The organism is Pseudomonas sp. A0308, from assembly GCF_044218815.1.
Taxonomy (GTDB): Bacteria; Pseudomonadota; Gammaproteobacteria; order Pseudomonadales; family Pseudomonadaceae; genus Aquipseudomonas; species Aquipseudomonas iridis.
Genome location: NZ_CP162581.1, coordinates 1,697,017 through 1,723,017 on the forward strand (window position 1 = coordinate 1,697,017; position 26,001 = coordinate 1,723,017).

10 protein-coding genes are annotated in these 26,001 nt (G+C 58.3%); 4 read left to right on the plus strand and 6 right to left on the minus strand.

Annotation, left to right across the window (positions count from 1 at the left end):
• Positions 1 to 61: 61 nt before the first annotated feature.
• Both AB4P92_RS07955 and recQ read right to left on the minus strand, forming a co-directional pair.
• Positions 62 to 496 (minus strand): MarR family transcriptional regulator, encoded by a 435-nt coding sequence (locus AB4P92_RS07955; protein ID WP_042558154.1) that lies wholly within the window; start codon positions 494 to 496, stop codon positions 62 to 64.
• 301 nt (positions 497 to 797) lie between these two features.
• The gene (gene recQ / locus AB4P92_RS07960) at positions 798 to 2,927 is read right to left on the minus strand and encodes a DNA helicase RecQ (RefSeq protein ID WP_395599218.1); all 2,130 of its coding nucleotides are present in this window, start codon (positions 2,925 to 2,927) and stop codon (positions 798 to 800) included.
• A 397-nt stretch (positions 2,928 to 3,324) separates the two neighbouring features.
• Here recQ and AB4P92_RS07965 point away from each other — a divergent pair, with 397 nt between their 5' ends.
• The 3 genes from AB4P92_RS07965 to AB4P92_RS07975 all read left to right on the plus strand — a co-directional run bounded on the left by AB4P92_RS07965 (position 3,325) and on the right by AB4P92_RS07975 (position 8,981).
• Entirely contained in the window at positions 3,325 to 3,912 is a 588-nt protein-coding gene (locus AB4P92_RS07965) for a YecA family protein (protein ID WP_042558152.1), read from the plus strand.
• A gap of 10 nt (positions 3,913 to 3,922) precedes the next feature.
• Positions 3,923 to 4,318, plus strand: a complete 396-nt coding sequence (locus AB4P92_RS07970; RefSeq protein WP_261736917.1) for a YbaN family protein — start codon at positions 3,923 to 3,925, stop codon at positions 4,316 to 4,318.
• A gap of 157 nt (positions 4,319 to 4,475) precedes the next feature.
• Positions 4,476 to 8,981, plus strand: coding sequence for an Ig-like domain repeat protein (locus AB4P92_RS07975; protein WP_395599219.1), 4,506 nt, complete (start codon positions 4,476 to 4,478; stop codon positions 8,979 to 8,981).
• A gap of 114 nt (positions 8,982 to 9,095) precedes the next feature.
• Here the strand turns inward: AB4P92_RS07975 and AB4P92_RS07980 are convergent, their stop codons facing one another.
• From AB4P92_RS07980 to AB4P92_RS07995, 4 genes are all read right to left on the minus strand, one after another.
• Positions 9,096 to 11,198, minus strand: a complete 2,103-nt coding sequence (locus tag AB4P92_RS07980) for an autotransporter outer membrane beta-barrel domain-containing protein (protein ID WP_395599220.1) — start codon at positions 11,196 to 11,198, stop codon at positions 9,096 to 9,098.
• A 420-nt stretch (positions 11,199 to 11,618) separates the two neighbouring features.
• Entirely contained in the window at positions 11,619 to 13,565 is a 1,947-nt protein-coding gene (locus AB4P92_RS07985; protein ID WP_395599221.1) for a hypothetical protein, read from the minus strand.
• A 124-nt stretch (positions 13,566 to 13,689) separates the two neighbouring features.
• Positions 13,690 to 15,621 carry a hypothetical protein gene (locus AB4P92_RS07990; protein WP_261735231.1) on the minus strand — a complete coding sequence of 644 codons (1,932 nt, stop codon included), beginning with the start codon at positions 15,619 to 15,621 and terminating at the stop codon, positions 13,690 to 13,692.
• 610 nt (positions 15,622 to 16,231) lie between these two features.
• On the minus strand, positions 16,232 to 24,100 hold the full coding sequence (locus AB4P92_RS07995) for a retention module-containing protein (RefSeq protein ID WP_395599222.1): 7,869 nt from the start codon (positions 24,098 to 24,100) through the stop codon (positions 16,232 to 16,234).
• A gap of 534 nt (positions 24,101 to 24,634) precedes the next feature.
• Between AB4P92_RS07995 and AB4P92_RS08000 the strand changes: the two genes are divergently transcribed.
• Positions 24,635 to 25,993 (plus strand): TolC family outer membrane protein, encoded by a 1,359-nt coding sequence (locus AB4P92_RS08000; protein WP_047300228.1) that lies wholly within the window; start codon positions 24,635 to 24,637, stop codon positions 25,991 to 25,993.
• Positions 25,994 to 26,001: the final 8 nt, after the last annotated feature.

Here is a 26,001-nt window from a genome sequence, read left to right on the forward strand (position 1 = left end):
CCTAGTAGTTCTTATAGTCTGCTCAGTGCGATCTCTCAAAAAACTGGCACGCGGTTATGCCTCAAGATTTTTCCAGGTTGGCCAGAATGTGACCGTGAACACGCATGCACACCTTTAAATCCGCCTCGTCGACACCGTCGAACAATTCGTGGCGCAGTTGGGTAGCAATGGTTTCGATTTGTTCGATCAACGGCAGGGCCGGTGCACACAGGACAATTTTTTTCGCCCGGCGGTCTTCAACCACCGACTGGCGTTGCACCAGCCCTTGGCTTTCCAGACTATCGAGCAAGCGCGCGAGGGTGGGGCCTTCGACGCCAACGCTTTGTGCCAGCTCTCGCTGTGTCGGCGCTTCCTCGAAACGCGCCAGATGCAGCAGCACCAGCCAGCGCGCCTGGGACAGGCCAAGGCCGGCCAGACGCCGGTCCAGCTCGGCACGCCAGCCGCGGGACATCTGGGCCAGTTGCATGCCAAAGCGGTGTTGATCGGTTAACGGCATAAAACACTCATGGTTAGACGGATGTAATAGAGAAAAACTAATTATTAGTCAGCTAAGCATGAGCTACAGCTATAGGCAAGTGTCGGTCTGTACTGAATCGTTACATCTTGAAAAGCCCCTCTCTCAAAGGGAGAGGGGCTTGATTGGGGGATGCTGCACAAATCCACCGACGTGACAGGGCTTTACCGAATCCTTGATCGACCTGGTCTGTCGGGTCGATGTAATCCGCAAAACACCTCGGCCGGCTCCCTCTCCTCTTGGAGAGGGCTGCGGGCGGCGTTCCGATGAGGGTTGGACCGAATTACATTTCGAACTCGGATTGCAGCGCAGCCCGCACACAATAAAGCACGCCTTCAGGAACACGACCGGCGAACAGTTCGGCGATTTCGGCGACCGGCGGTAATTCACCCTCGCCATCAAGAAACGCGTCCTGCACCTCGCCCATCAGCTCTTCAGGCAAGTCCAGAGCCTGTTCCAGTGAGAGTTGTTGCTTGCCGATCGCCTCGGCGAGCATGGTGTAGACGTTCTTTTCCGAGCACTGCAACTGCCCGGAAATCTGCATCGGGGTCATGCCGGCGCGGGCCAGGGTGATGAGCTCGTGACGCACATCGGCCACCACCTTCGGCGCCTCGACCTCGCCGCCGAGCACTTCGAGGAAAGCATCGCCGTAGCGCTCCAGCTTGCGCGCACCGACGCCGCTGACCCGGGCCATTTCCGCCAACGAAGTTGGCTGGCTGCGAAGCATTTCCAGAAGTGTCGAATCCGGGAAGATGACATACGGCGGCACGCCGTGTTCTTCGGCCAGTTTGCGCCGCAACGCACGCAGGGCTTCCCACTGCTCGCGCTCTTCGCCGCGCACCAATTGGCTGGCCTGGCTCTTGCTGCCGCTCTTGGCGGTGACCTGTGGTTTGAGATCGCGGCGCAGTTCCAGTGTCACTTCGCCCTTGAGCAGTGGCCGGCAGGAGTCGTTTAAACGCAAGCCGCCATAACCTTCGTGGTCGACATCGGCCAGTCCACGCGCAACCAATTGACGGAACAGCGAGCGCCATTCACTTTCGCTCAGAGCCTTGCCAACGCCGAACACCGACAGATGCTGATGACCGAAACTGCGAACCTTTTCGTTGTCCTTGCCCAGCAGCACATCGACCAGATGGCCGACGCCGTAACGCTGACCGGTGCGAAAGATCGCCGACAAACCCTGACGTGCAGGCTCGGTGGCGTCCCAGGTCTGCACGCCGTCGACGCAGTTGTCGCAATGGCCGCAAGGTTCGGCCATCTGCTCATCGAAATACGCCAGGAGTGTCTGACGACGGCAACGAGTCTCTTCGCAGAGCGACAGCATCGCGTCGAGCTTGTGTTGCTCCAGACGCTTGTGACGCTCGTCGCCTTCAGAGTTTTGCAGCATCTGCTTGAGCATCACCACGTCTTGCAGACCGTAGGCCATCCACGCATCCGCCGGCAGACCGTCACGACCACCGCGTCCGGTTTCCTGGTAATACGCTTCGAGGGATTTCGGCAGATCGAGGTGGGCAACAAAACGCACGTTGGGCTTGTCGATGCCCATGCCGAACGCCACCGTGGCGACCATGATCAGGCCTTCCTCGTTGAGGAAACGCTTTTGGTTGAAGGCGCGTAGCTCGTTGGGCAGACCGGCGTGATACGGCAGCGCCGGGAAGCCTTGATCGCTAAGGAATGCCGCGACTTCTTCAACCTTCTTGCGCGACAGGCAATAGACAATGCCGGCATCGCTGCGCCGCTCGGCAAGAAACGCCAGCAACTGCTTGCGCGGCTGCTCCTTGGGCACGATGCGGTAGAAAATGTTCGGTCGGTCGAAGCTCGACAGGAAGCGCTCGGCGTTCTGCAGATGCAGGCGTTCGACGATTTCTTCGCGGGTACGTTTGTCGGCGGTGGCAGTCAGCGCGATGCGCGGCACAGTTGGGAACAACTCGGCCAGTTGCCCGAGTTGCAGGTACTCGCGACGGAAGTCATGGCCCCACTGCGACACACAGTGCGCTTCGTCGATGGCGAACAGCGCAATGTCGAGACTTTGCAGGAAGGACAACATGCGTGGCTGCACCAGACGCTCGGGCGCCAGATAGAGCATCTTCACTTCACCGCGCTTGATCCGCGTTGCCAGATCACGCTGCTGTTCGGCACTCAACGTGGAGTTCAGCGCGGCGGCCGCCACGCCCAGCTCTTCGAGGGTGGCAACCTGGTCATCCATCAGGGCGATCAACGGCGATACCACTACTGCCAGGCCATCGCGTAACAGCGCCGGGACCTGGAAGCACAGGGACTTGCCGCCACCGGTAGGCATCAATACCAGCGCGTCACCGCCACTGGCCACGCGCTCAATGATTGCACCCTGGCGGCCACGGAAACTGTCGTAGCCGAAGATGTCCTTGAGGACGCGTTGTGCCTGTTCGAGCATAAAAACTCCAAAAATCTACCGATACATCCCTGCTCAGGCTGGTTCAGAACAGCCAGTGCCGTTTAAACAAAACGTAAGAACGCATTGCACGACAACCGCAATGCGGGCAGGGATCGCAAAACGCGGCAGTATACCCGAGGCCTCCCATGCACAGGGTGCCGCTGATAAGACACTGATAACCCTGCCACACATAAATCCCCTGTGGGAGCGAGCCTGCTCGCGAATACGGTGGGTCAGCCGATATAAAAGTGCCTGATACGCCGCTTTCGCGAACAGGCTCGCTCCCACAGGATTTATATGCAGCCCGGCAATTGCGGCAAATCTGCCATGCGGCTGGCTTGAGCGCGCAAGAAGGCCTAGAATTCCCGCATTATTGATTCCCCAAGGTAGCAACGTAATGTCCTTCGCTGAGCAACTGACCCGCCTGCAAGTCTTCCTCGACGCCGACGAGCTGCACGACGAGGCGCTGGATTACGTGGCCGCCCACGGTTACCTGACCGCGCTGTCGATCTGCTCCGAAGAAGTGTCGGAGCGTGAATGGATCGACGCCCTGTTCGCCGAAGAGCCGCATTACAGCGACGAAGCACAACGTGCCGAGATCGAAGCCACCCTGATCGGCCTCAAGGCGCACATCGCCCGTCAACTGGCGTCCGATGAAGAATTCGAACTGCCGTGCGAGCTGGATCTGGGCGAAGACCCGGACGATTCGGAATTGCGCGGCTGGTGCATCGGTTTCATGGAAGGCGTGTTCCTGCGTGAAGCCGCCTGGTTCGAAACTGCCGAAGAAGAAGTCAGCGAAATGCTCCTGCCGATCATGGTCGGTTCGGGCCTGTTCGACGAACAACCCGAGTTCGAAGACATCGCTCAAGACGCCAATCTGATGGACGACATGATTGTGCAGATCCCGGAAGCCCTGACTGCGCTGTACCTGCTGTGCCAGGCGCCAGACGAAAAACCGGCGATCCTCAAGCCACGTCACCACTAAGATCCAGCCTATGGACAACCCCATAGGCAACCGCCCCCTGATGTTGCGCTACTTCCTGCTGGCCATCGGCTGGCTCAGCGTGGCATTGGGGGTGATCGGGATTTTCCTCCCCGTTTTGCCCACAACTCCCTTCCTGCTACTCGCGGCCGCGTGTTTCGCCCGCAGTTCTCCGCGTTTCTATCGTTGGCTGGTCGAACATCCCCGGCTCGGGCCATGGATTCGCGATTATCTCGACGGCAACGGTATTCCACTCAAGGGCAAGGTCTACGCGATCGGGCTGATGTGGGCGAGCATTCTGTTCTCTTGCTATCTGGTGCCACTGCCGTGGGCGCGAGGGTTCATGTTGACCAGCGCAGTGCTTGTCACGGTCTATATTTTGCGGCAAAAAACTCTGCGCAAGCATTGAGTCACCCTCCAACAGCCCCCCTCTCAAGCGACCCGCCATTCATCGGAAACCCTCTCACACCTGTCAGATCTGACAGGTGCGCAAATCTCCACCCGGAGGCTTAATCGATCCAGACCCGCGCCATCGAAAATAGCCGCCGCTCTACAGGAGTCGCAACATGCCATCCCGGAGCCTCTACCTGTTCCCCCACGTCGACGACAACGAGACGCGGTCGCTTCGTCCCCTGCTGATCGCGGGTATTGTTCGTCCCATTAAAGACGGAGATGGCGGCATCAATATCGCAATGGTCAAAGACAACCCCAACGGTATGTTGTGTGCGATCAATCCGTACATCGGCATGAGTGAGCGCGACATGCTCTTCATTTTTTGGGATGACATAGAGGTCTTCACCAGAGAGGTAGCGTCTGACGAAGTCAATAAAACGCTGTTCTTCTATTTGCCTGCGGCGCTCGTGAAACCAGGCTGGGTCGAAAGCTGCTATTACCGGTTGCTGCGAGCTGGCCAAACGACGCCCGATGACGATTCGGTGGCGTCGCGATTATTGGTCAAACTCACGAACCCCGGCGGTCGCGACAAGGCGCCGCATCTGCCGGACGGGCATTCCGAGCTGCATCCGGTGCAGTTGCCCGAGGATGTCGTGCAGCAAGGTATTGATGCCGAGTGGGCGAAAAAAGGCGTGCCCTTTACCATTCCGTTCTACCCGGAAATGGCAGTGGGTGACACGATCCTGGTGCATTGGGGGAGCGCCAACAACATTCTTGCGCCCCATACCGTGACACAGGATGAGGCCGATAGAAAAACCCCCATCGTGATCATCGCCGATCAGGCAGCCATTCTGGCCGGGGGAGACAGTGTGGCATTGCTAGTGCGCTATCACATTCGCGATATCGTCTTTAACTGGGCGGTCCGGCGTTCGCAAAGCACGCGCGTTCGCGTTGATGCCGGTGGCTGGCGCCTGGAAGCGCCCGTCATCGAACAATCGATCAACGGCATCATTACGATCAGGGATCTGAACAAACAGAACGTCACGATTCGGGTTCATGTGCAGAGCAAGGATTTCGCTCTCGGAGACGAAGTGATCTTTTCCTTCATCGGCACGCCCAAGACCGGTAAGCCATTGATCCGTTCAGCGTGTAAAACCGTGGACAACATACCGTCCATTCTGGATTGGGAAGTGTCCTACGCAGATATCAGAGCCATCGCCATGGGCCTGGCGGATGCTTCATTTCTGTTGAAGAAAAAGAATGGCGAGACGCTCTCATCCAGGCGCACTTTTGCCGACGTGGTGGGTGACGTTGAGATGCTGCCAGAGCCGACCATTCGTGAGCTTCGCGGCGACACGCTGCACTCGGACGAACCCTACGCGACCGTCGACGTGCGCTATCCCGGCATGGCCAGTGGTGATTTGACCAACCTGATCTGGCAGGGCACGAAGCCCAGCGGTCAACCTTATTTATACGAGGAAGAGCGCATCGTCAGCGAAAATGACGCCAAGGCAGGATTGATCACTTTTTACATCGGCGCCGAGCACATCAGCCCGCTGGCCAAACTCGATCTTTCCTACCGAGTGTCCAACGACCAGGCGGCGCTCTACGGTGTCACTGAATCCGAGAGGTTGCTGGCCAAGGTGGAGAAAATCCGCGCCACGCTGCCAATGCCGGTGGTCGAGGAAGCCGACCCGCCAGATGTGCTGGACCCATCCCGAGTGTTCGATATCGTTCATGTGCTGATCGATCAGGTGAAAACCGAGACCGGTGACATCGTCTCCTTCGGTTGGCGTGCGGAGCACCCTTTGGGCAGCACCAGCGACTGGGTACCGGTTACCACCGTGACGGCAGGTCGCCCTGTACGTTTCAGGGTGGATGAACAGTTCGTGACGATCAACATCGGTCAGATTGTCGAGGTTTTTTACTGGATCAAACACGCCGCCACAGGCTTGTTCAGCCATTCGGCAACGTTGAATCTGATGGTCGGATATCTGGTGGGGGAGCTGCCCCCACCGATCGTAGAGCAAGCCCGCGAGGGTTTGCTCGACCCAATGAAAGCCTTGAATGGTGTAGACGTGCTGGTGAGTTATGCCAGCATGGATACGGCGCTCGACACCGTAAACCTGCGATGGATCGGAACACCCGGTCCAGGCACATCCGTAGACCAGGTCAAACCGGCGCACGCAAGCGGGACTGTCGCGTTCCGCCTGCTCCCTTCGGTAGTAGTGCCGAACATCAATAAAGTGGTGTACGTCCTCCATCTGGTGAACCGTTACGGCAAAGCGACCGAGTCGCAATCATTGGCATTGCGGGTGCTGAATTTTCAGGATCCCGAGAACGACCTGCCGCGCCCCGAGGTGCCGCAGGCATTGAACTCGGTTCTGGACTTGATGATGTTCAGTGGCGACCCAAGAGTGCTGGTCAAACGATGGCCATTCATCGCGCCCAGGCAGCGCATCTGGTTGCTGCTGATTGGCAAGACCACGGCAGGTGTTCCCTACATCATCAAGATTCTCGACGGCAGGGAGATCACCTCGACGCAAGTCACAAACGGACTCAACGAAACATTGCAGCGAAGCGAACTGCTCAAGTTGGGCCATTCCTCAGAGGCGACCGTGATCTGCAAGGTGGCGTTCGACAATGACCTTTCAGAGGACAGCGCTTGCGTATTTCCGGTGCTCAACCTGACCGTCAGAACCCGTTACGACTACGTAACGCCGATCATCGATGGGGTAAGCGACTCTCGCGGTGAAGTCATCGACGGCGGTAAAACCCGCGATGACCATGTCACCGTCAGCGGTACCGCCACGCGCGGGGAAACCATCGAATTGTTTGATGGCGGTTCGACGTCGCTGGGAACCGCAGAGGTCGGCGTGGACAGTCGATGGAGCCTGAAGATCGGCATACTCACCGAGAAGGATTACCGCATTACGGCCAAGGCGCTGTATGACGCCGATCCGGTGTTCAGCGGCCCTCGAACCTTCACGGTCAAATTCGTCCACACCCCGGAAATCCTCTCGGTGAGCGACTCCCGAAGCCAGATTGCTCACGGGGCAACGACTTACGACAACAGTGTGTTGATCGAGGGCATTGCGACGCCAAACATGCAGGTCCAGCTATTCGAAAGCAATGCCTCCCTCGTCACCCTCGATGTCGATGATGACGGCCGTTGGCAGCACCGCATCAATAATCTGCGAGTGAAAACCTACAGCCTGGTCGCAACGGCCAAGTATGAGGTCGACCCGCCGTCGAGTCCCGCTCGGACGTTCGTCGTGGCGCTGGCCGTTACACCAACGATCTCGCGGGTCACCGATATCCGCGGTGAAGTCGATATGAACGGCACGACCTACTACCGCGCGGTGACATTGACCGGCAAGGCGAGCCCAAATGAAACGATCACCCTGCTTGATGCGGGAACGCCAATCGACACAGTGAACATCGAGGCGAGCGGCAATTGGACCTATCAGATGACCGACCTGTCATTGAAGGTTTATCGCCTGACCGCCCGCGCTGAGTACGGCAGTAATCCGGTGTCGGCACCGCCCCGGGTCTTTACTGTCGCGGCGCATATTGCACCGACTATCTCCTCCGTCACGGACTCGGTCGGATCGGTAGCCCACAACGGCACGACCTATGACACGTCGGTGAAAGTGCAAGGCACTGCGACGCCGCGAGAACAGATTCAGCTGTACAACAAGGGTTCGCTGATTGGCTCACCTGTTACCGTAAAGGCCAATAAATCATGGGAGGTGTCTGTCAGCGGTCTGACGCTGACGTCACACAGTCTGACAGCCAAGGCGCTGTACGACGTGCAGCCAGTGGAAAGCGATCCAAGAAACTTTACCGTCGCCGCACACATCGCACCGACGCTGACCTCGGTACACGATGGCCTCGTCGAAGTCCCCAACAACGGCGAGACCAAGCGAACCTCGGTGACCTTGCGCGGTACTGTCACACCTAACCGACAGGTACAAATTTATGACAACAATGGCTACAGGCTGACAGTTACCGCTGGCGCCAGTGAATGGAGGGCGACGCTTGCAGTCAGCGTAGGCAGCCACGCGGTGTATGCCAAAGCGGTGTCCACCGGGCAAAACTCGACGGTGCGCAACTTCACAGTCAAGCCTTTGCACCCGCCGTTGGTTATCGACACTTCGCATATGAGCTTGAACGGCTGGCACTTGAGGTATGGCCCTACACCTACGAACCCGCCGGCTGGGGCCTTTCGCGATAGACAGGCCAGCGGCGGTGTACCGCCTTACCGCTATAGCTCCTACAATTCCAATATTGCGGAAGTCACTGCGACCGGCCGCGTGATTTCCAAGGGCAATGGCAGTACTACCATCGTCGTTACGGATGCCGCGAATCAAAGCGCTCAGTACTCCGTCTCTACCTCAAATGTGGAAACGTTATTCAACACCGGCCGCAACACCTACACCTATGCCGCCAACCTGGTTGCAAGCCAAGGAGGAAGAATTCCCTCCCGGTCGGAGTGGACAGCCTTTATCAACAATTATCGCGGTGTACGCACCATAGAACTTTGGTGCTGGACTCCCGAAGCGTATTTCTTCGGCAAGAAGTGGGTAATTTATCCTGCCACGGGCCAACTGGATTATCGGGTAGATATCGGCATTGGCGGCGGCACTGCCGATGGATGGGGTATCAGGCGCGCATAGACAGCTGACTTAAAAAAGCCGCTTGCTCCGGTCTGGAGCAAGCGGCTTTTCTTTACCCTCATTGCAATTGGCAACAGCGCGCGCATCGCTCGTGGCGAAACACCCGGCGACACCTCACCAATTAAACCTCACACCCACGTTCGCTCCCCAAGGCTGTTCAATATGCTCACCCTTGGAATAATCAAAGTCCGCATGCACTTGCCACTTGTCGGACAGGGCGACCGCCACCCCCGCGCCAAACTCGGCACGAGAACCCGACAAGTCGTTGTTGAACACATTGTCGTTGACCTTCACTTCGTTGTTCGACGCGAACTCATGTGCGACTGCCGCACGCAGGTAAGGCTGGGCGATGGTCCCATCATTGAACGCGAAGTTGCGCCCGACCGTGGCACCCGCCTTGGCAACCAACGAACGCATGCGATCGCCATCAGCGTCCATGCCGTTATCCAGGGTGTATTGCTTGCCCTGAATCTGCACTGCCGACAATTGCGTGAACGGCTCGATGAAGTAGTCGTCAGCCAGTTTGATGTGGCGACCGAACTCAGCGGATGCGCCCACCCCCCAGTTGTCATAGTCGCCCTTGGTGCGGCTGCCATCACTGAGATTGACCTTGGACTCATTGCGGAACTTGTTAACCTTGAGCGAGACGTCAGCGTAGTTACCGGTCGCACTGTCGAGCCAGGTCAGATACGGGCCGAAGTAGTAGCTTTCCACCGTGCCCGAAGTGCCGCGATCCAGGTCCAGATTGGACTTGCTCGTCCCCGCCATAACACCGACCAACACCTGACTTTCACCTATCCGGGTGTCAGCGCCAAGGGATAGCCCCTGCTGCTGTTGCTGATAGCCCACACCCGACCCAGCGGCCACGTTGTATTTATTGCCGTAGGTGCGGATCCAGCCGCCCGCCTCGCCACCGTTGAATCGCAATTCGCCCATGCGGCTGCGTAACGAACTCAGCTCGCCGTACCAAACGGTCGGTGCGGTGTTGAACAACGCCAGTACGGAACTCGCACCCGGGCTGATCACCTCGGTCGCCGGATCCAGAAACCAATCCTTGCCACCTTCCCCATTCTCTCGGCTGTTCAGGCTGTAAGACCAGGTACCGACGTCTACAACGCTGTTGCCCGCCAAAGCAAACTGCGCCGCGTCGATCGTGGCGGTACGCGCCAGTATCAATTGCTTAGGCGACGCTGCATCCAGCCCCGAAGCAGCCACTGCGAGACCAAAGTCGCCCGCCGAATCGCCCGACACATTCAGGAAGTCACGCTCGCCGCTGGCGAAATCGCCTTTCATGACAAAAGTGCCACTGCCCGATAGCGTGCCAACATTCAACTGGTGATAGAGACGGGGCGCCTCCGCTGCGCCGAAAGTGACACTGCCACCATCCAGGCTCAAGGCACCGATCGAATCGCTTGCGGTCATCGTCCAGTTCGAGTTGCTGCTGATGTTGACGCTGTCGACATTGTTCAGGCGACCGGTGAGTTGTGAATGATTGTCCAGAGTAAGGTTGGCTTTCGAGGTGTCATCGACCAGTACATCGCCGATCATGTAACCCTGATCAAAGGTGAGATTGGCGGTGCTGCCGCCGGCAACGTTGATATTGCCCTGTAACGTGCTGCCGATAACCGTCATGTCCGCCGCGGATGCATCTTGAACATCGAGCAGGATGCCGTTGCCAGCCAGTAGTTGCGAGTTGTTCAGAACGCTGATCTGTGCCTGCACGCCTTCCTGAACGAGAATGGCCGACGACTCCCGTCCCTCCAGCGTGGCACCATTGAGCGTCAGCAGTGTGTCAGGCAGCCCGCTACTGCTTGCGGACATCCGCACACCGTTGGTGCCGCCACTGATGGTTGTACCGTTGGCGCGAACCTCACCTGCGAAAACGTCGACTCCGACGCTGTCCGCAAGTACACCCGTGACTTCGCCACCATTAAGTTCAAGCGTGCTCAATCCAGTGATCAGCACACCCGATGTTCCACCCCGTATGACACTGTCTGTGACCACTGCAGAAGAACCATTGGGTGAACCTGTCTCACGCCTCAGCGTCAGCGCCGACCGGTCACCGGTCAACGTTACTCCGTTAAGTGAGGCCTGACTGTTGGTCAGGGTAATGGCGCTATTGCGATTGCGACCCACGAAAGCGCCGCCTGTCGCGTTGATGGTTGAACCGGTCTGCACAAATACTTCATGGGTTTGCGCATTTTCGGTGTTTAACACACCGCCGTCGCGCACCAGATAATTATCAACAGGCGTACTGTCAACAATAGTTACATTTTCGCCCGCCCCCACTTCTGTCAACGCCATCAGGGAAGGACTAATAAACAACAGTGGCGAAAGCGCCATAAAAGTCATGCGCCCTTGAGGAAAATGCACCACTTTTGTTCGTAAATATCTCACAACATGCTCCAGTTTTTTGCCACCCAACAAGGATTGGCTATTTAGCCGCCAGCAGCTTAATGCGAAAAATCCCCGTCGAATGTAGGATTAGTCCGATACTGAATGGCGAATTCTCCACAGTTGGCGTTCTGCTTTCGCATGACGTCTTTGCAGAAATTCCAAAGCGCAGAGAAACAAAACAGTAAAAATCAAAAAGGAAGGCTGATGCCTTCCTTTTTTAGAGTGCCACTTAGTTAAAAATCAAGGTATCGGACAAGGGGCCCCGCTACTGGTACGCGCAACGACTTGCACTTCGTGCGGATCCGAACTTTCTTCACGCCCTCCTATTTCAGCTACATACCGAATACTGCCACTGCCATCCTGAATCGGCTGCAAGGCTGTAGCGTACGGTAAATACACCGTAAACCCCTCAAGATGTTCGTTACCCGACAGGGTCTTATCAAATATAAAAGACGGTAATGGGACAGGAGCCGTACCATCCCAACCCACACCATCCCAGGTAAACTGCAACTTAAGCCCCGCCTCCAAAGGCTCGCCCCCCGCCACAGTTACAACAGCGACCTGTCCTTGCCCGGCAACACTCCTCAGTGAAGAACAAGTTAAAAACTCATCACCGCCGCTCATTACAGTGAAGTTTATTTTGGGTTTAGGAAGCGTTACATCAACAACGTAGACACTGACTGGTCGTCGCAAAGATGAGTTTGGATTGTTGTCCGGAAACGACGGATTGGTTATTTCATAATGCACCTGAACTTTCGGATTATTACCTTGAGCAGTTATGAACCCGTGAGGAATGGTAAATATGACAGGATCATCATCTACTTCAGACCCGTCCACTTCATAAAAACCGCCTGGAACAGCGACCGCCCCCCAAAACAACTGATAGACATCGCCAATTTCGCGGACTGCATCGATGACCGTAGTCGCCGTACCATCCTGTCCCGCATCGACCAGTTCAAATTTGTTTGGTTCGGTAGTAACTGCCGCTTGAACCGATACTTGCGCCAGGTTCGGATTGCCTTCTTCCGGATTTTCAGGATCAGGTGGCAGTGTACCGGGACGGCGCAGATCGATATTTACCGGCACAGCTGTCAGCTCAGGATATTCCTGAGCACCGCGCACTACCGAGTAGTTCACAGGTACAGGCCTGGGCCCCAGACCGTTGCGCTTCACATGTTCATAGGGAATATCGAAAATCATCGGAAAGCCATCGCGGGAAAATTTGCGGGGCTGGGGAATGTTATCAAAGCGCAAATCCACTTGATCGTCCGGCCCAATGTTGTCGTAGGCCTCGATAACTACAGCGACATCTGGATAGGCATCCCTAAAGGAGATGAGGTGGTCGGGGGCTGGCGCCTCAGGCACTGAAAGTGGTTTCAAGTTGGCCGGGGCCGCCGTGAGTTCGACAACGACGTTGAGAGGAACGGAAGGCTGCTGCGCCTCATTACCGACACGATCGATCCACTGGTAATAAATGATCCGCTCCCCCTCACGGCCGTTTTCGACCTGAAGTTTTTTCAGTTCGACCGTCATTGCACTGTTGCTGTCATCGGGGGCTACATAGGAGCCGATAAACGCCCCCGGGTAACTTGCCCCCATAAAGACGCCGGCAACATCCCCGGTTCTTCGATCGGAGTGCAAAGGGATAGTTAGTTCAATCACTGGATTGGCGTCCAGCCGCTCTTTGGTAATGCGAAAATCAGCATACTCCGCTGGCAGTTCAATGACTGCCGCCTGAGCATCTCTGTTAGGCGCTGTCTTATCAATAATGATCTGGACCGGGGTATCAAAGTCCCCAACATCACCGGCATATGTCACTCGATAATTCAAACGGTGCGGCCCTTCAGTAATTGTATTAAGAGCGGGCAACACTAGTGTTTGCATTGGTGCAACCGGGGTTCTTACCTGAATAGGTTCGCCGACTGGTAGGTCATCCCACAAGAGTTGCAACTCGACAGATCGCCCCGGAGGAGGAGGAGGAACGAGTTCCAGTACGCTGTTGATAATCACGTCATTATCAACACCCTGCCGTGCCTTCGGCAGTTTGTTCGACTCATCACCTGGAACGTTCGGCAATAACCCCTGCAACTCTGGCGGCGTTGCTGCACGAGCCGACTTTGCCAAACGAACTGCCTTTATCGCAGCTCTACCGGGATCTTCATTAGTATTTTTCTCATAGACAGTCATTGTCGCTCTCCATTTTTAAGCAAATAGTTTAAAACTCACGCTTACAACACAAGCTCACTCGCGAATCAAACAACAGTTTGACCCGTGACATCCAACACCTATCCACTACCTGTTTACGCGGAATTTATTCCGGGCAAAAAACCTCATTACCTGGCGAACAAACCTTAGTACTAGGCATTGTTCTGGTGATAATCACATAACTCGGACGCGACCGACCTATACCGCCATCTCGCTTGTACAAAACGTACCTGACAAGAGCCGAACCGTTATTCACCATAGGCGCTATCAACTTCTCGTAATCAGTGACGACGATATCGAAACCATCTGCAACATCCGCAGGATCAATGATTTTCGAAAACTCGTGATAGGCGTCCTCGAACGGGTCAGTTCCGTTTTGCCCGCGACATCCTTGCCAATGCACAATCACTTCATCCAATGCTGCGAAGTGTGGGTTGCCTGATATATGAACCGTAACGCCCTCCCACAAACGAGGCACGGAACAACAATTCAAGACGCCTTCTCTTCCTGCGTGGGGATATGTCGGTGCCTTGAGGTTTTCGATGATGACAATCGACACATTGACTTCGGTCTTGCGTGAGTACTGTTCGTTCACACCATTGCGGGTGACGTAATAAACCGGCAAGTTCGGGTTCTGCAGCTCTGGCAGGATGTGCACCCAGGGAATTTCAACCTCGACAAGGCTGCCTGATACATCACCCGCCTTCACCGGATAAGTCGCGACGGGCGTCGGAATCTGCCCCCAGTACACATCAATTTCTTCAAAAGGCTGAGGATTGTCGTAGAGCACCAGTAACGCTCTTGCCGGCAAGCCGAAGTCGATACTGCGCAACTGGTTGGCGAGATCGGATTTTCGTCCGCGAATTTCCAGCCTCGCCAGTGTTTCATTGAGCAATGCCGGGGCGTCCACGTGATCCTGACCCGCGATGGTCAAGTCCAGGGCCAGCGAAATGTCAGGTGAAGGCGCGGTGTAGCTGCCATCTGCCAGACGGATGCGATAACTCACGTGGGGGCGTGATGGGCCATCGCCCCGTGCGTGAATGACCGTCCACGGGACCGTGGTCTCCAACGGAAAATCGTTGGGGTCGACCGGAATCTCTGTCAGTGCGGTGCCGTCCCAATTGATGGCGACTCGATGTGCCCCGTCCGCGAAATCATAATGTCCGATTTTTACCTGAACGCCCTCGCGCGCCTGCTGGCGATCGAGCAAGTTGCGCCTCAAAGGCACTTCGGGAGGCATCAGCGCGCCTGGAAGCGGCGAGAGATCGACAAAGATCCCCGCCCGCCTTGCATTTGGCCCGGTGTTACCCGCGCGATCCCTGAGCCGGAAATACATATAGCGATCACCGTGCCCCCAGGCGCGGATCTCATCGGCTTGCACCGTGACCAGCAAACGCTCGTCGATGATCTCCTGCTCGCTGAATTCATGCTCGCCGATCTCAACTTCGCGGTCACTCGGATCCAGCTGGTCCGTCCAGAAATAAACCGCTCGATCGCCCGTTGCCACATCCGTGTAATGCGGCACTTCGACGATGACCTGTCCGTGTTGCGTCAAATAGCTCTCTGTGATGACGCCGTTCAACTCGTCGGGAAAGATGACCGCATCGGGCTGGAGGCCAAAATTCGGCTTGGTGGTGTCAATGGTGATCCTTTTCCTCAAGGACTCCGTAGGGTTGACCATGCTGCGAGAAAAGCGGATCGAAACATCGTAAGCGCCCTGGATTAAAAGGCTCTTGGGAATAGTGAGGGTTTGCGGCTGTTGCACAGGAATATTGGACGGGTACTCACGCTCATTGACAGGAATGAAAGTGGCGCCGCGCGCCATCAAACCCAGTTCCACCAAATCGGTGCGATTGGGAATGGTCGTGAAATCCAGCCCCTCGAACGTGACCTCCAAATCGCGCCCCAATGCTCGCAGCGGCAGCAGACCCAAAGGGTCATCCGGATCCAGCACCAAGGGCACCTTAGGGGCTGGAATATCGTCGTGCGGCCCACTCTGTAACGTGGTTTCATCGTTCGGCGTTTTGTGGGCGGACATCGCTCGTATTCCCTGACGAATGTTGAGTGGCCTGCTGGCTCGCAAGCCGTCGTACTGCTCGAATGGCTGGCTTCATTTAGCGCGCATCGTCAGAAAGCGGCTACTGTCAGAAATTACAGGTATGGCTACCGTTTGTCGGAGATGTGGCCGAATTGGCAGGTCGACACGGAATAAACAACAACGTTTAAAGGAAGCCTGCCGACACGGATTTCAGCCACGGAATCTTGCGTCGTTGCCTGCAGCTACGCCAGAACCCGCTGGCTTGTGTGCCTTGGAAACGAATTCTATTGGGGGTCGGTCGCTGACTCATCAGCGATCGGGACACTGTTGGGGGTTGCGCAATTGATCATGCTCGCAGAGCTGGCGGTGAATCGGGTGCTGGATAATCTGGAGTTGCCGGGCTGACTCAGGCGTGGGGAACATTTGCTGAGTTATTCGCTGTCGGCTATGGCCCCTTCGCCAGCAGGCTCGCTCCCACAGTTGACCGCATTCCAATGTGGGAGCGAGCCTGCTCGCGAAGGCGACCTCACAGCCAACAAATATCTGCCGACATGAAAAAACCCGCCGCCCCGATGATCGGGACGGCGGGTTTTGTCGTTTCTGCCTCAGATCAAACCGTATCCACCTTCAACGAATGATCATTCAACATCCCGCTGATGATCGTCGCTGTGTCGTGCCCGCTGGCAATCATTCCACCGGCGCCAGGCGTGACGCCGTAGTGGCTGGCGAGGTTGACGCCGGCCAGATCGATCGTCTGGTTCGGCGTGGCGCCGGCCATGGCGCTGACGTCGATGCTGGTCATGACCGACGCACCGCTGCCGCTGACGGTGAAGTGCAGGTAGTCGTCGAGGGACGACGTAGTGCCGTTTTCGCCTTGCAACAGTTGCGACAGGTCGAGCTTGTCGGTGCCGGGGGTGAAGTCGGTGATCAGGTCGTGGCCGCTGTTGCCTTTGAGCCACTGGAAGGTGTCGGCCCCTGCCCCGCCGGTCAGGGTGTTGTTGCCCATGCCGCCGATCAGCAAATCATCGCCGCCGCCACCGTTGAGGGTGTCGTTGCCCAGGCCCCCGTTGATCACGTTGTTATTGTTGTCGCCGGTCAGGCTGTCGTTGAAGTTCGAGCCGACGAGGTTTTCGATGCCGGTCAGGGTGTCCGTCCCGGCGCCGAGGGTGTTTTGCGCAACGAGCAGGCCGAGATTGACGGTGACGGCAGCAGTCGCATGGGCGTAGCTGGCGGTGTCGGTACCGCTGCCACCATCGAGCAGGTCATTGCCCGCGCCGCTGTAGAGCAAGTCGTTGCCCGCGCCGCCGTGCAGCTCGTTGTTGCCTGAGCCTGCTGTCAGTACGTCGTTGCCGTCGCCGGCATTGATGATGTTGTCGCCGGTGCCCGCCACCAGCACGTCATCGCCTGCTGTACCGGTGAGGGTGTGGCCGTCCTGATAGCTGATGCTCACGTTGGCGGTGTCGCTGCCGCCATGATTGTCGTTGGCGGTGTAAGTGCCGTGGTAGTCCGGGGCGATGTCCTGGGCCCCGGCGTAGTTGAGCTTCATGGTCAACTCGTAGTTTTCCGATCCGTTGACGTTGCCACCCGAGGGATTGGTCAGGTTGGTGATGTGAATCTGGTAGACCGCGTTCGACGTCGCAGTGAGGGTTTGCCCGTCCGCCAGCGCGATCCAGCCGCCGCCGTTGATCGAGTACTCCATACCGACGTAACCGGCCGCCAGGTTGTGGTCGAGGTTGAGGGTTTCACCCTGACGCAGGTTGACGGTAATGCGGTCTTCATCGTTGGCATTGCTGTTGGTCACGGCGCCCAGGTAGCCGCTGACCACCAGCACGGCGGTCATGGTTGCCGCGTTCGCCGAGAACGCACTACGGACGTTGGCCAGATTCTGGTTGGCCGCCGTATTGACGTTGGTGCCCGTGAAACTGATCGCGCCGGTGCCGGTGAAGTCCGCCGCTTTCGACACCCAACCCGTGTTGAAACTGGTCGGCGTGGCGTTGAGGGTATCGCCGTTAGGATCGGTGTCGTTGGCCAGCAACAGCTCACCCGGCACCACAATGTTGCCCGACAGCACGTTGGTGATGACGTGGTCGTCCATCGCCACCGGAGGCGCGTTGGGGATCACTTTTACGGTCAGCGTCGAGCTGGCCAGATCGCCATCGTTGTCGCTGACGGTGAAGCCGATATTTTCGGTGAGCACCACAGCGGTGGTTTTCTGCGAGGTGTAGGTGTATTCGCCCGTGTCGAGGTTGATCAGCAGCGTGCCGCTGTTGTTGGTGGCGATGCTCAACGTGTTGTTCGCGGTGTTGAAGGTGCCGTGATTGACACCACCGCTCGCGATCAGCGACCCCTGGCCACTGAGGGCTTTCGGGTCGTAGGTGTAAGTGGTGCCGTCGATCACGATGGATTTGATGAAACCGCCATCGGCGCCAAACGTGCCGCCCTCGCCCAGCAGCGAGCCGGTGACCGGCGCGCCCTGCACGGTGCCCGACAGCACCGAGTTGAGCTGGTTGAGGTCAGTGACCACCACCGCGTTGGTGTTGGTGTGGTTGATGCCGTCGTAAGCCAGCGGATCGAGGTTGGCGTTGCTCACGCCACTGCCGAGGCCGATCGCGTAGTTCTTGATGTTGTTGGCATCAAGGAAAGCTTTGAGTGCGGTCTCGTCAGCCGTGCCGATCTCCTGCCCGGTGGTGGGTTTGCCATCGGAGAAGAAGTAACCGACGTTCTGCGCCCCGGTGAGTTTGCCCGAGGTGTTGAACGCGGTCTGCATCACCGCAACGGCAGCGTCGTAGTTGGTGCCGCCGCCGGCGGTCAGGCCTGCGAGAATCGTCTTCGCTGTCGCGACGTCCACCCACACGGCAGTTCTGTCGGTGGCGTTGCTGCTGAAGGTCACCAGTTGGACTTTGACGTCGCCCAGATCGTCGTACTTGTCGAGCAAGGCACTGATCGCCTGCTTGGCAAGCGCCAGGCGCGACAGGCCCGGAACGCCCGAGGCATCGGCCATGCTGCCGGAGATGTCGAGAACGATCAGCAGGTTGGAATCGATCTCCACTGCTGTCACCGAGCGATCCGAGGCCACCGCTTTTGGCACGTCATCAACGATGTTGACGACGAGGGTGCTGGTGGTGGTGTTGCCCAGCGCATCGGTGGCTTTGTAGGTGAAACTTTCGCTCAGGGTGTTCGGCCCGTCGTTGGCGTTCGGCGAGGTTTTTGGTGCCGAAGTCAGCGTGTAGGTGTAGGTGCCGTCGGCGTTGAGCTGGATCTGCCCGTAAGTGCCGGTGGCGCTGCCAACCAGGGTGTAAGTGAGCGCACCGCTGCCGCCGGTCACCGCACCGACCAGCGTGCCGCTGGCGGTTTCGCCGGTATTGCCAGGCTCGCTGCCGGTGACCGTGCCGGGTGCCAGATCCTGGCCATCTTTACTCAAGTCCAAGGCCTTTTCGTAAACGGTCACGTCCTGATCGACCGAGGCGATGAGTTTGCTGTCGGCGACGTTGATGGTGATGGTCGTGGTGCTTTCGTCGCCGTCACTGTCGCGGATGCTGTAGGTGAACGTGTCGGTGGCGCCCGGTGGGCTCACCGAGTTCGGGTTGCTGTGGTAAACGGCATTGCCCGCCGCATCGAGGGTCAGGTAACCGTAGGCGCCGTTGATGTTGCTGTTGAGCCCGCCGACGGCCGAGGTGGCGGTGTTGCTGCCGGCGCGCACGCCGATCACCGTAACCGCGCCATCGGCACCGTTGACGTCGTTGCCCAGTACGCTGACGTTGACCGTACCACCCTCCGCCACCGAGCCGGTGTCGGGTTTGGCGGTCGGCAGATCATCGACGATGTTGACGTTGATCTGACCGCTGGCGGTACTGCCATCGGTGTCGGTCGCCACCACGTTGAAATTCTCGGTGATGCTGTTGGCACCGTTGGCGTTCGGGTGGGTTTCGTTATCGACCAGGGTGTAGCTGTAGCTGACCACGCCCGTTGTCGCGTTGAATCCGGTGATGGTGAACGTGCTGCCCAGCGGCGAGACGGTTGATTGCGGGAAACCGGCGGCCACGCCATTGGCGACAACGGCGATGCCACCGACAGTGAGGGTTTGCAGTCCATCGAGCGCGGTAACAGTGAAGGTGCCGCTCTGGGTCAGCGCCGGGGTGTTGGGGCTGGTGCCGTCGCTGAGGTTCTTCTCGTAGACGGTGAGTTCGCCGCCATTGACGTCGAGGCCGTTGAGCACCACCGGATCGTCATTGTTGTGGACGTTCAGCACCAGGTTGGCGGTGCTGGTATCGCCGTCGGCATCGGTCAGGGTGTAGGTGAACGTCTCGGTGCCGTTGCCGCCACCTTGCAGGTTTTTGAAGTCGGCGTCAGTGGCGTCGAGTGTGTAGGTGTAAGTGCCGTTGGCGTTGAGCACCAGCGTGCCGTACGTCCCGGTGAAAGTGCCGGGGGTAATCGGCCCGGTCGCCACCACGTCTGCGCCTTGCACATCGTTGGTCAGCACGTTGCCGCTCAGGGTCAGCTGGGTTTCCGAGGCCGTGTTGGCATTGCTGTCGTTCATCGCTTTCGGCACGTCATCGACAATGCTGACTACGATGGTGCTGGTGACGATGTTGCCCAGCGAATCGGTGGCCTGATAGGTGAAGGTTTCGGTCAGGGTGTTGGCGCCGTCATCGGCATTCGGTGTGGTGGTCGCTGGCGATGTCAGGGTGTAGGTGTACGTGCCGTTGGGGTTGAGGACGATCTGCCCGTAGTTGCCGGTGGCGCTGCCAATCAGCGCATAGCTGATCGCGCCGACGGCACCGTTGACCGAGCCGACCAAAGTGCCGGACGCGGTTTCGCTGGGGCTGGTCGGGTCGCTGCCGGTGACCGTGCCGGGCGCTAGATCCGCGCCGTCCTTGGTCAGATCAAGCGCTTTCTCGTAGACGGTGACGTCGGTGTCGCTGACTGCATACAGTTTGCTGTTGGAAACATCGATGGTGATGGTGGTGGTGCTTTCATCGCCGTCGGAATCGCGCACGGTGTAGGTGAACACATCCACCGCACCGGGCCCATTCACCGTGTTGGGATTGCTGTGGTAAACCGCGTTGCCGTTGGCATCGAGGGTCAGGTAGCCGTAGGTACCGTTGATCTGCGAGTTCAAGCCACCGATGGCCGAAGTCGAGGTATCGGCACCGACGCGCACGCCGACCACTGCGCCCGTCACGGCCGGGCCATCGGCACCGCCGATGTCGTTAAGCAACACGTTGCCGCTGACGGTGCCGCCCTCCGCCACTGAAGCTGCATCGGAATAAGCGCTTGGCAGGTCATCGACGATATTGACGTTGATCTGCCCGCTGGCGGTGCTGCCATCGGTGTCCGTGGCGACGACGTTGAAGTTCTCGGTGATGCTGTTGGCACCGTTGGCGTTCGGGTGGGTTTCGTTATCCACCAGGGTGTAGCTGTAGCTGACCACGCCCGTCGCTGCGTTGAAACCGGTGATGGTCAGCGTGCTGCCCAGCGGCGTGGTGACCGATTGCGGAAAGCCTGCGGCCACGCCGTTAGTGACGACGGCAATGCCGCCAACGCTGAGGGTTTGCAGACCGTCGAGGGCCGTCACGGTGAACGTGCCGCTCTGGGTCAGGGCCGGGGTGTTGGGGCTGGTGCCGTCACTGAGATTCTGCTCGTAAACAGTGAGCTCGCCACCGTTTACGTCGAGGCCGTTGATGATCACCGGATCGTCGTTGTTGTGGATCTGCAACACGAGGTTCGCGGTGCTGGTGTCGCCGTCGGCATCGGTGATGGTGTAGGCGAAGGTTTCCGTACCGTTACCGCCGCCGGTCAGGGCTTTGAAATCGGCATCGCTGGTGTTCAGCGTGTAGGTGTAAGTGCCATTGGCGTTGAGCACCAGCGTGCCGTAGGTACCGGTGAAAGTACCGGCGGTGATCGGGCCGGTGACGACGCGGTCGGCGCCTTGTACGTCGTTGGTCAGGACGTTGCCGGTCAGCGTGAGTTGCGCTTCCGAGGCGGTGGTTGCGTTGCTGTCGTCCACGGCGTTTGGCAGATCGTCGACGATGTTCACATCGAGGGTCGCGTTGGCGGTGGTGCCGTTGTCATCGACCACGGTGACGGCGAACTGCTCAGGCAAATTGTTGGCGCCGTTGCCGGTCGCGTGCGCTTCGTTGTCGACCAGGGTGTAGCTGTAACTGACCACGCCCGTCGCTGCGTTGAACCCAGTAATGGTCAGCGTGCTGCCCAGCGGCGTGGTGACCGATTGCGGGAACCCGGCGGCGACGCCATTGGTGACAACGGCGATGCCACCGATCGTCAGCGTGGTGACGCCATCCAGTGCGGTGATGGCGAAGGTACCGTTTTGGGTCAGCGCCGCGGAGTCAGGCGCGCTGCCGTCGCTGAGGTTTTTCTCGTAAACGGTGAGCTCGCCACCGTTCACATCCAGACCGTTGATGATCACCGGATCGTCGTTGTTGTGGATCTGCAACACGAGGTTCGCGGTGCTGGTGTCGCCGTCGGCATCGGTGATGGTGTAGGCGAAGGTTTCCGTGCCGTTACCGCCGCCGGTCAGGGCTTTGAAATCGGCATCGCTGGTGTTCAGCGTGTAGGTGTAAGTGCCATTGGCGTTGAGCACCAGCGTGCCGTAGGTACCGGTGAAAGTACCGGCGGTGATCGGGCCGGTGACGACGCGGTCGGCGCCTTGTACGTCGTTGGTCAGGACGTTGCCGGTCAGCGTGAGTTGCGCTTCCGAGGCGGTGGTTGCGTTGCTGTCGTCCACGGCGTTTGGCAGATCGTCGACGATGTTCACATCGAGGGTCGCGTTGGCGGTGGTGCCGTTGTCATCGACCACGGTGACGGCGAACTGCTCAGGCAAATTGTTGGCGCCGTTGCCGGTCGCGTGCGCTTCGTTGTCGACCAGGGTGTAGCTGTAACTGACCACGCCCGTCGCTGCGTTGAACCCGGTGATGGTCAGCGTGCTGCCCAGCGGCGTGGTAACCGATTGCGGGAACCCGGCGGCGACGCCATTGGTGACCACGGCAATGCCACCGATCGTCAGCGTGGTGACGCCGTCCAGTGCAGTGATGGTGAAGGTGCCGTTTTGCGTTAGCGCGGATGAGTCCGGCGCGCTGCCGTCGCTGAGGTTTTTCTCGTAAACGGTGAGCTCGCCACCCTCTACGTTCAAGCCGTTGATGATCACCGGATCGTCGTTGTTTTGGATCTGCAACACGAGGTTCGCAGTGCTGGTATCGCCGTCAGCATCGGTGATGGTGTAGGCGAAGGTTTCCGTGCCGTTACCGCCGCCGGTCAGGGCTTTGAAATCGGCATCGCTGGTGTTCAGCGTGTAGGTGTAAGTGCCATTGGCGTTGAGCACCAGCGTGCCGTAGGTACCAGTGAACGTACCGGCAGTGATCGGACCGGTGACGACGCGGTCGGCGCCTTGCACGTCATTGGTCAGGACGTTGCCGGTCAGCGTCAACGAGGTTTCTGAAGCGATGCCATTGCCGTCATCGACCGCGACCGGCACGTCGTCGGTGATGTTGACGTCGAGCGTTCCCGTGGCAGTGTCGCCATTGCTGTCGCTGGCAATCACGGTGAACTGTTCACTGAGATTGTTGGCGCCGTCACCGGCCGCATGGGTTTCATTGCCATTGAGCGTGTAGCTGTAGCTGACCACGCCAGTTGCCGGGTTGTAACCGGTGATGGTCAGCGTGTTGCCCAACTGCGTGGTGATCGACTGCGGAAAACCGACCGCCACGCCAGCATTGATCAGGCTGATGCCGCCAATGCTCAGACTGGTCAGACCGTCCGGTGCCGATACGGTGAAGCTGCCGCTTTGCGTCAGAGCCCCGCTATTGGCGGCAGAGGCGTCGGGCAGATTGGCTTCGTTTACGTTCAGTTCGCCACCGTCTACCGCAAGCCCGCCGAGCGTGACCGGATTGTTCACCGGTGGCGGCGGAACAACAGGCACGACGATATCGCCGCCGTTATCACCATTGTCGATGACCGCTTCGCGGCGTTCTTCGGGAAACTCGGGAATACCGTTAAAGCCGGCAGTGGGGAAACCGATAACCGGATCGACCCGCCCGCCGACTTCCTCCAGCAACACAAAGCTGTGGCCGCCGCCCACCTCGCCCGGCGCACCCGTTGGGGCATTCGGGCCTGCAGCGGTGGCTTCAGCGGTTTTACTCGGGTCTTCACCGGCGGCGATGGCTTTCTGGATCTGCTCGACATCGGTCAGTTGTGCGTCGCTCGGGGTCAGCGCTTCAGCGACGTTCACCTGTGCTGCCTGGCCGGCCAGCAATTGGTCGGTCATGGTCACGTTGCTACCGCGGCCCAAGGTCAGTTCCTGGCCATTTTGCAGATGAACGGCAACCGCGCCCTCGGCCCCGGTGATCAGTTGATCGCCTGCAAACAGCCGATCCCCCTCAACCAGGACGCGACGGGTGCCGTCGATACCTTGAGCGAAAACCTGACCAATAACCTTGGTGACTGTGCCGATGAGCGTTGCCATGTGAAATCCTCCGCTGCTGACCACCGTCAGCACTGGTTCGCGAAGTAGCCCATGGCTCAATCGGGTTGTCGGGGCGACGCTCGCACCCTCGACAGTTCGTTTCACAGGCCTTGCCCGAGCGAGAAATTTGAGTGCTTTCAAGCACCTCCAAACCCTGATCGAGGCAACCAACCTGCTAACGCTACGTAACGGTGGTGAAGCACTCGAGTGACAGAAATCTGTCGCTCATCAACCGTTACGCGTCCCTCCCCTTCAGCAGTACTTCGCCGTATGTCGCAAAGTGAATGGAACTTTCCTCAAGCCTTTTTGCGCTCCCTAAAGCGCACAAAACAAAGGCTTTCGTGGTGAACAATGTGCTGCATTTTACAAACCGCATAAGTTTTTTTCGGAATAAGCCTTATGAAAATTTTTTCTTAGCTACGCTTCAGGATGTTCTTAGCTCTGTTGTTACAAGAGTGAAACGCTCAGACCTCATAATATCGTCAAATATTTGGCGACAGTAACACACCATCAGGACTCAGGGAGATGCACCCCATGCGCGTTCTAACCCCCCTCTGCAGCGCGGTTTTGCTGGCCATGGCCTGCACTTCTCAAGCCCAGGCAATGAACCTCACGGAGGCGATTCAAAGCACTATCGCCACCCACCCGGAACTTGCGTCGCGCGTGGACGCGCGCCTTTCGGCTGATGAACAAGTCAAAGTCGCCAAGGGTGGTTTCTATCCATCCGTCGATTTGAACGCGGCCTACGGTCGCGGTTACAGCGACAACACCAACACCCGGGCCTTCGGCAATCACAACACCGAAATCCTCACCTACACCCAGTCCGAGCTGCGCATGCGGCAGATGATCTTCGATGGTTTCAACACGGCCAACGAAGTCGAGCGCACCAAAGGTGTGTCCAACTCGCGCGCCTACTACGCGCAAGGCACCGCGCAAGACCTGGCCCTGCGCACCATCGAGGTCTACCTCGAAGTGCTCAAGCGCCGCGAACTGGTGACCCTGGCGACGAACAACCTGCAGGCGCACTTGCGCGTCAACGATCAGATTGGCCTGCGTACCGAGCGCGGCGTCGGCAGCGCCGCCGACTCCGACCAGTCGGTAGCCCGTAAAGCCTTGGCACAGAACAACCTCGACACCGCCGAAGTTGATCTGGCCGATGCCGAAGCCAATTTCTACAGCGTCGTCGGGCGCATGCCCGATGAACTGGAAACCCCGGCCTCGACTCGCGGCGAACTGCCCACCCAACTGCGCGAAGCCCAGCAGAGCATGGTCGACAACAACCCGTACCTGAAATCGGCGCAGGCTGACGTGCAGTCGGCCGAGAGCCAGTACGAAGTCGCCAAGTCGCCGTTCTACCCACGCTTCGATGCTGAAGCCGCCGTTGGTGCGAACAACAACGTGCAGGGTGACGAAGGCCACGACAACGAATGGCGCGTGGGCATTGTGATGAACTACAACCTGTTCCGTGGTGGCAGCGACAAGGCCCGACTGGCCGCGAACGCGCACGACATCAACCAGGCGATGGACATCCGCAACAACGCCCTACGCCAGCTCAACGAGAACATTCGTCTGGCCTGGAACGCCATGGAAAATGCCAAGAAACAAACCCCGACCGCCCGTGAATACGCTGAAACCACCAAGCGTGTGCGCGCCGCGTACCAGGATCAGTTCGGCCTTGGCCAACGCACCCTGCTCGACTTGCTCGACAGTGAAAACGAGCTCTACAACGCCAACCGCCGCTACACCGAAATCCGCTACACCGAGGAATATTCGATGTATCGCGTGCTAGCCAATATGGGCCTGTTGCTGAGCAAACAACGGGTGGTGCTGCCAGCGGATGCGATTGCTTCTGCCGAAGTCAAAAACGAAGCACGCCTGCCAGAGCTGAAGTAAGCCCCACG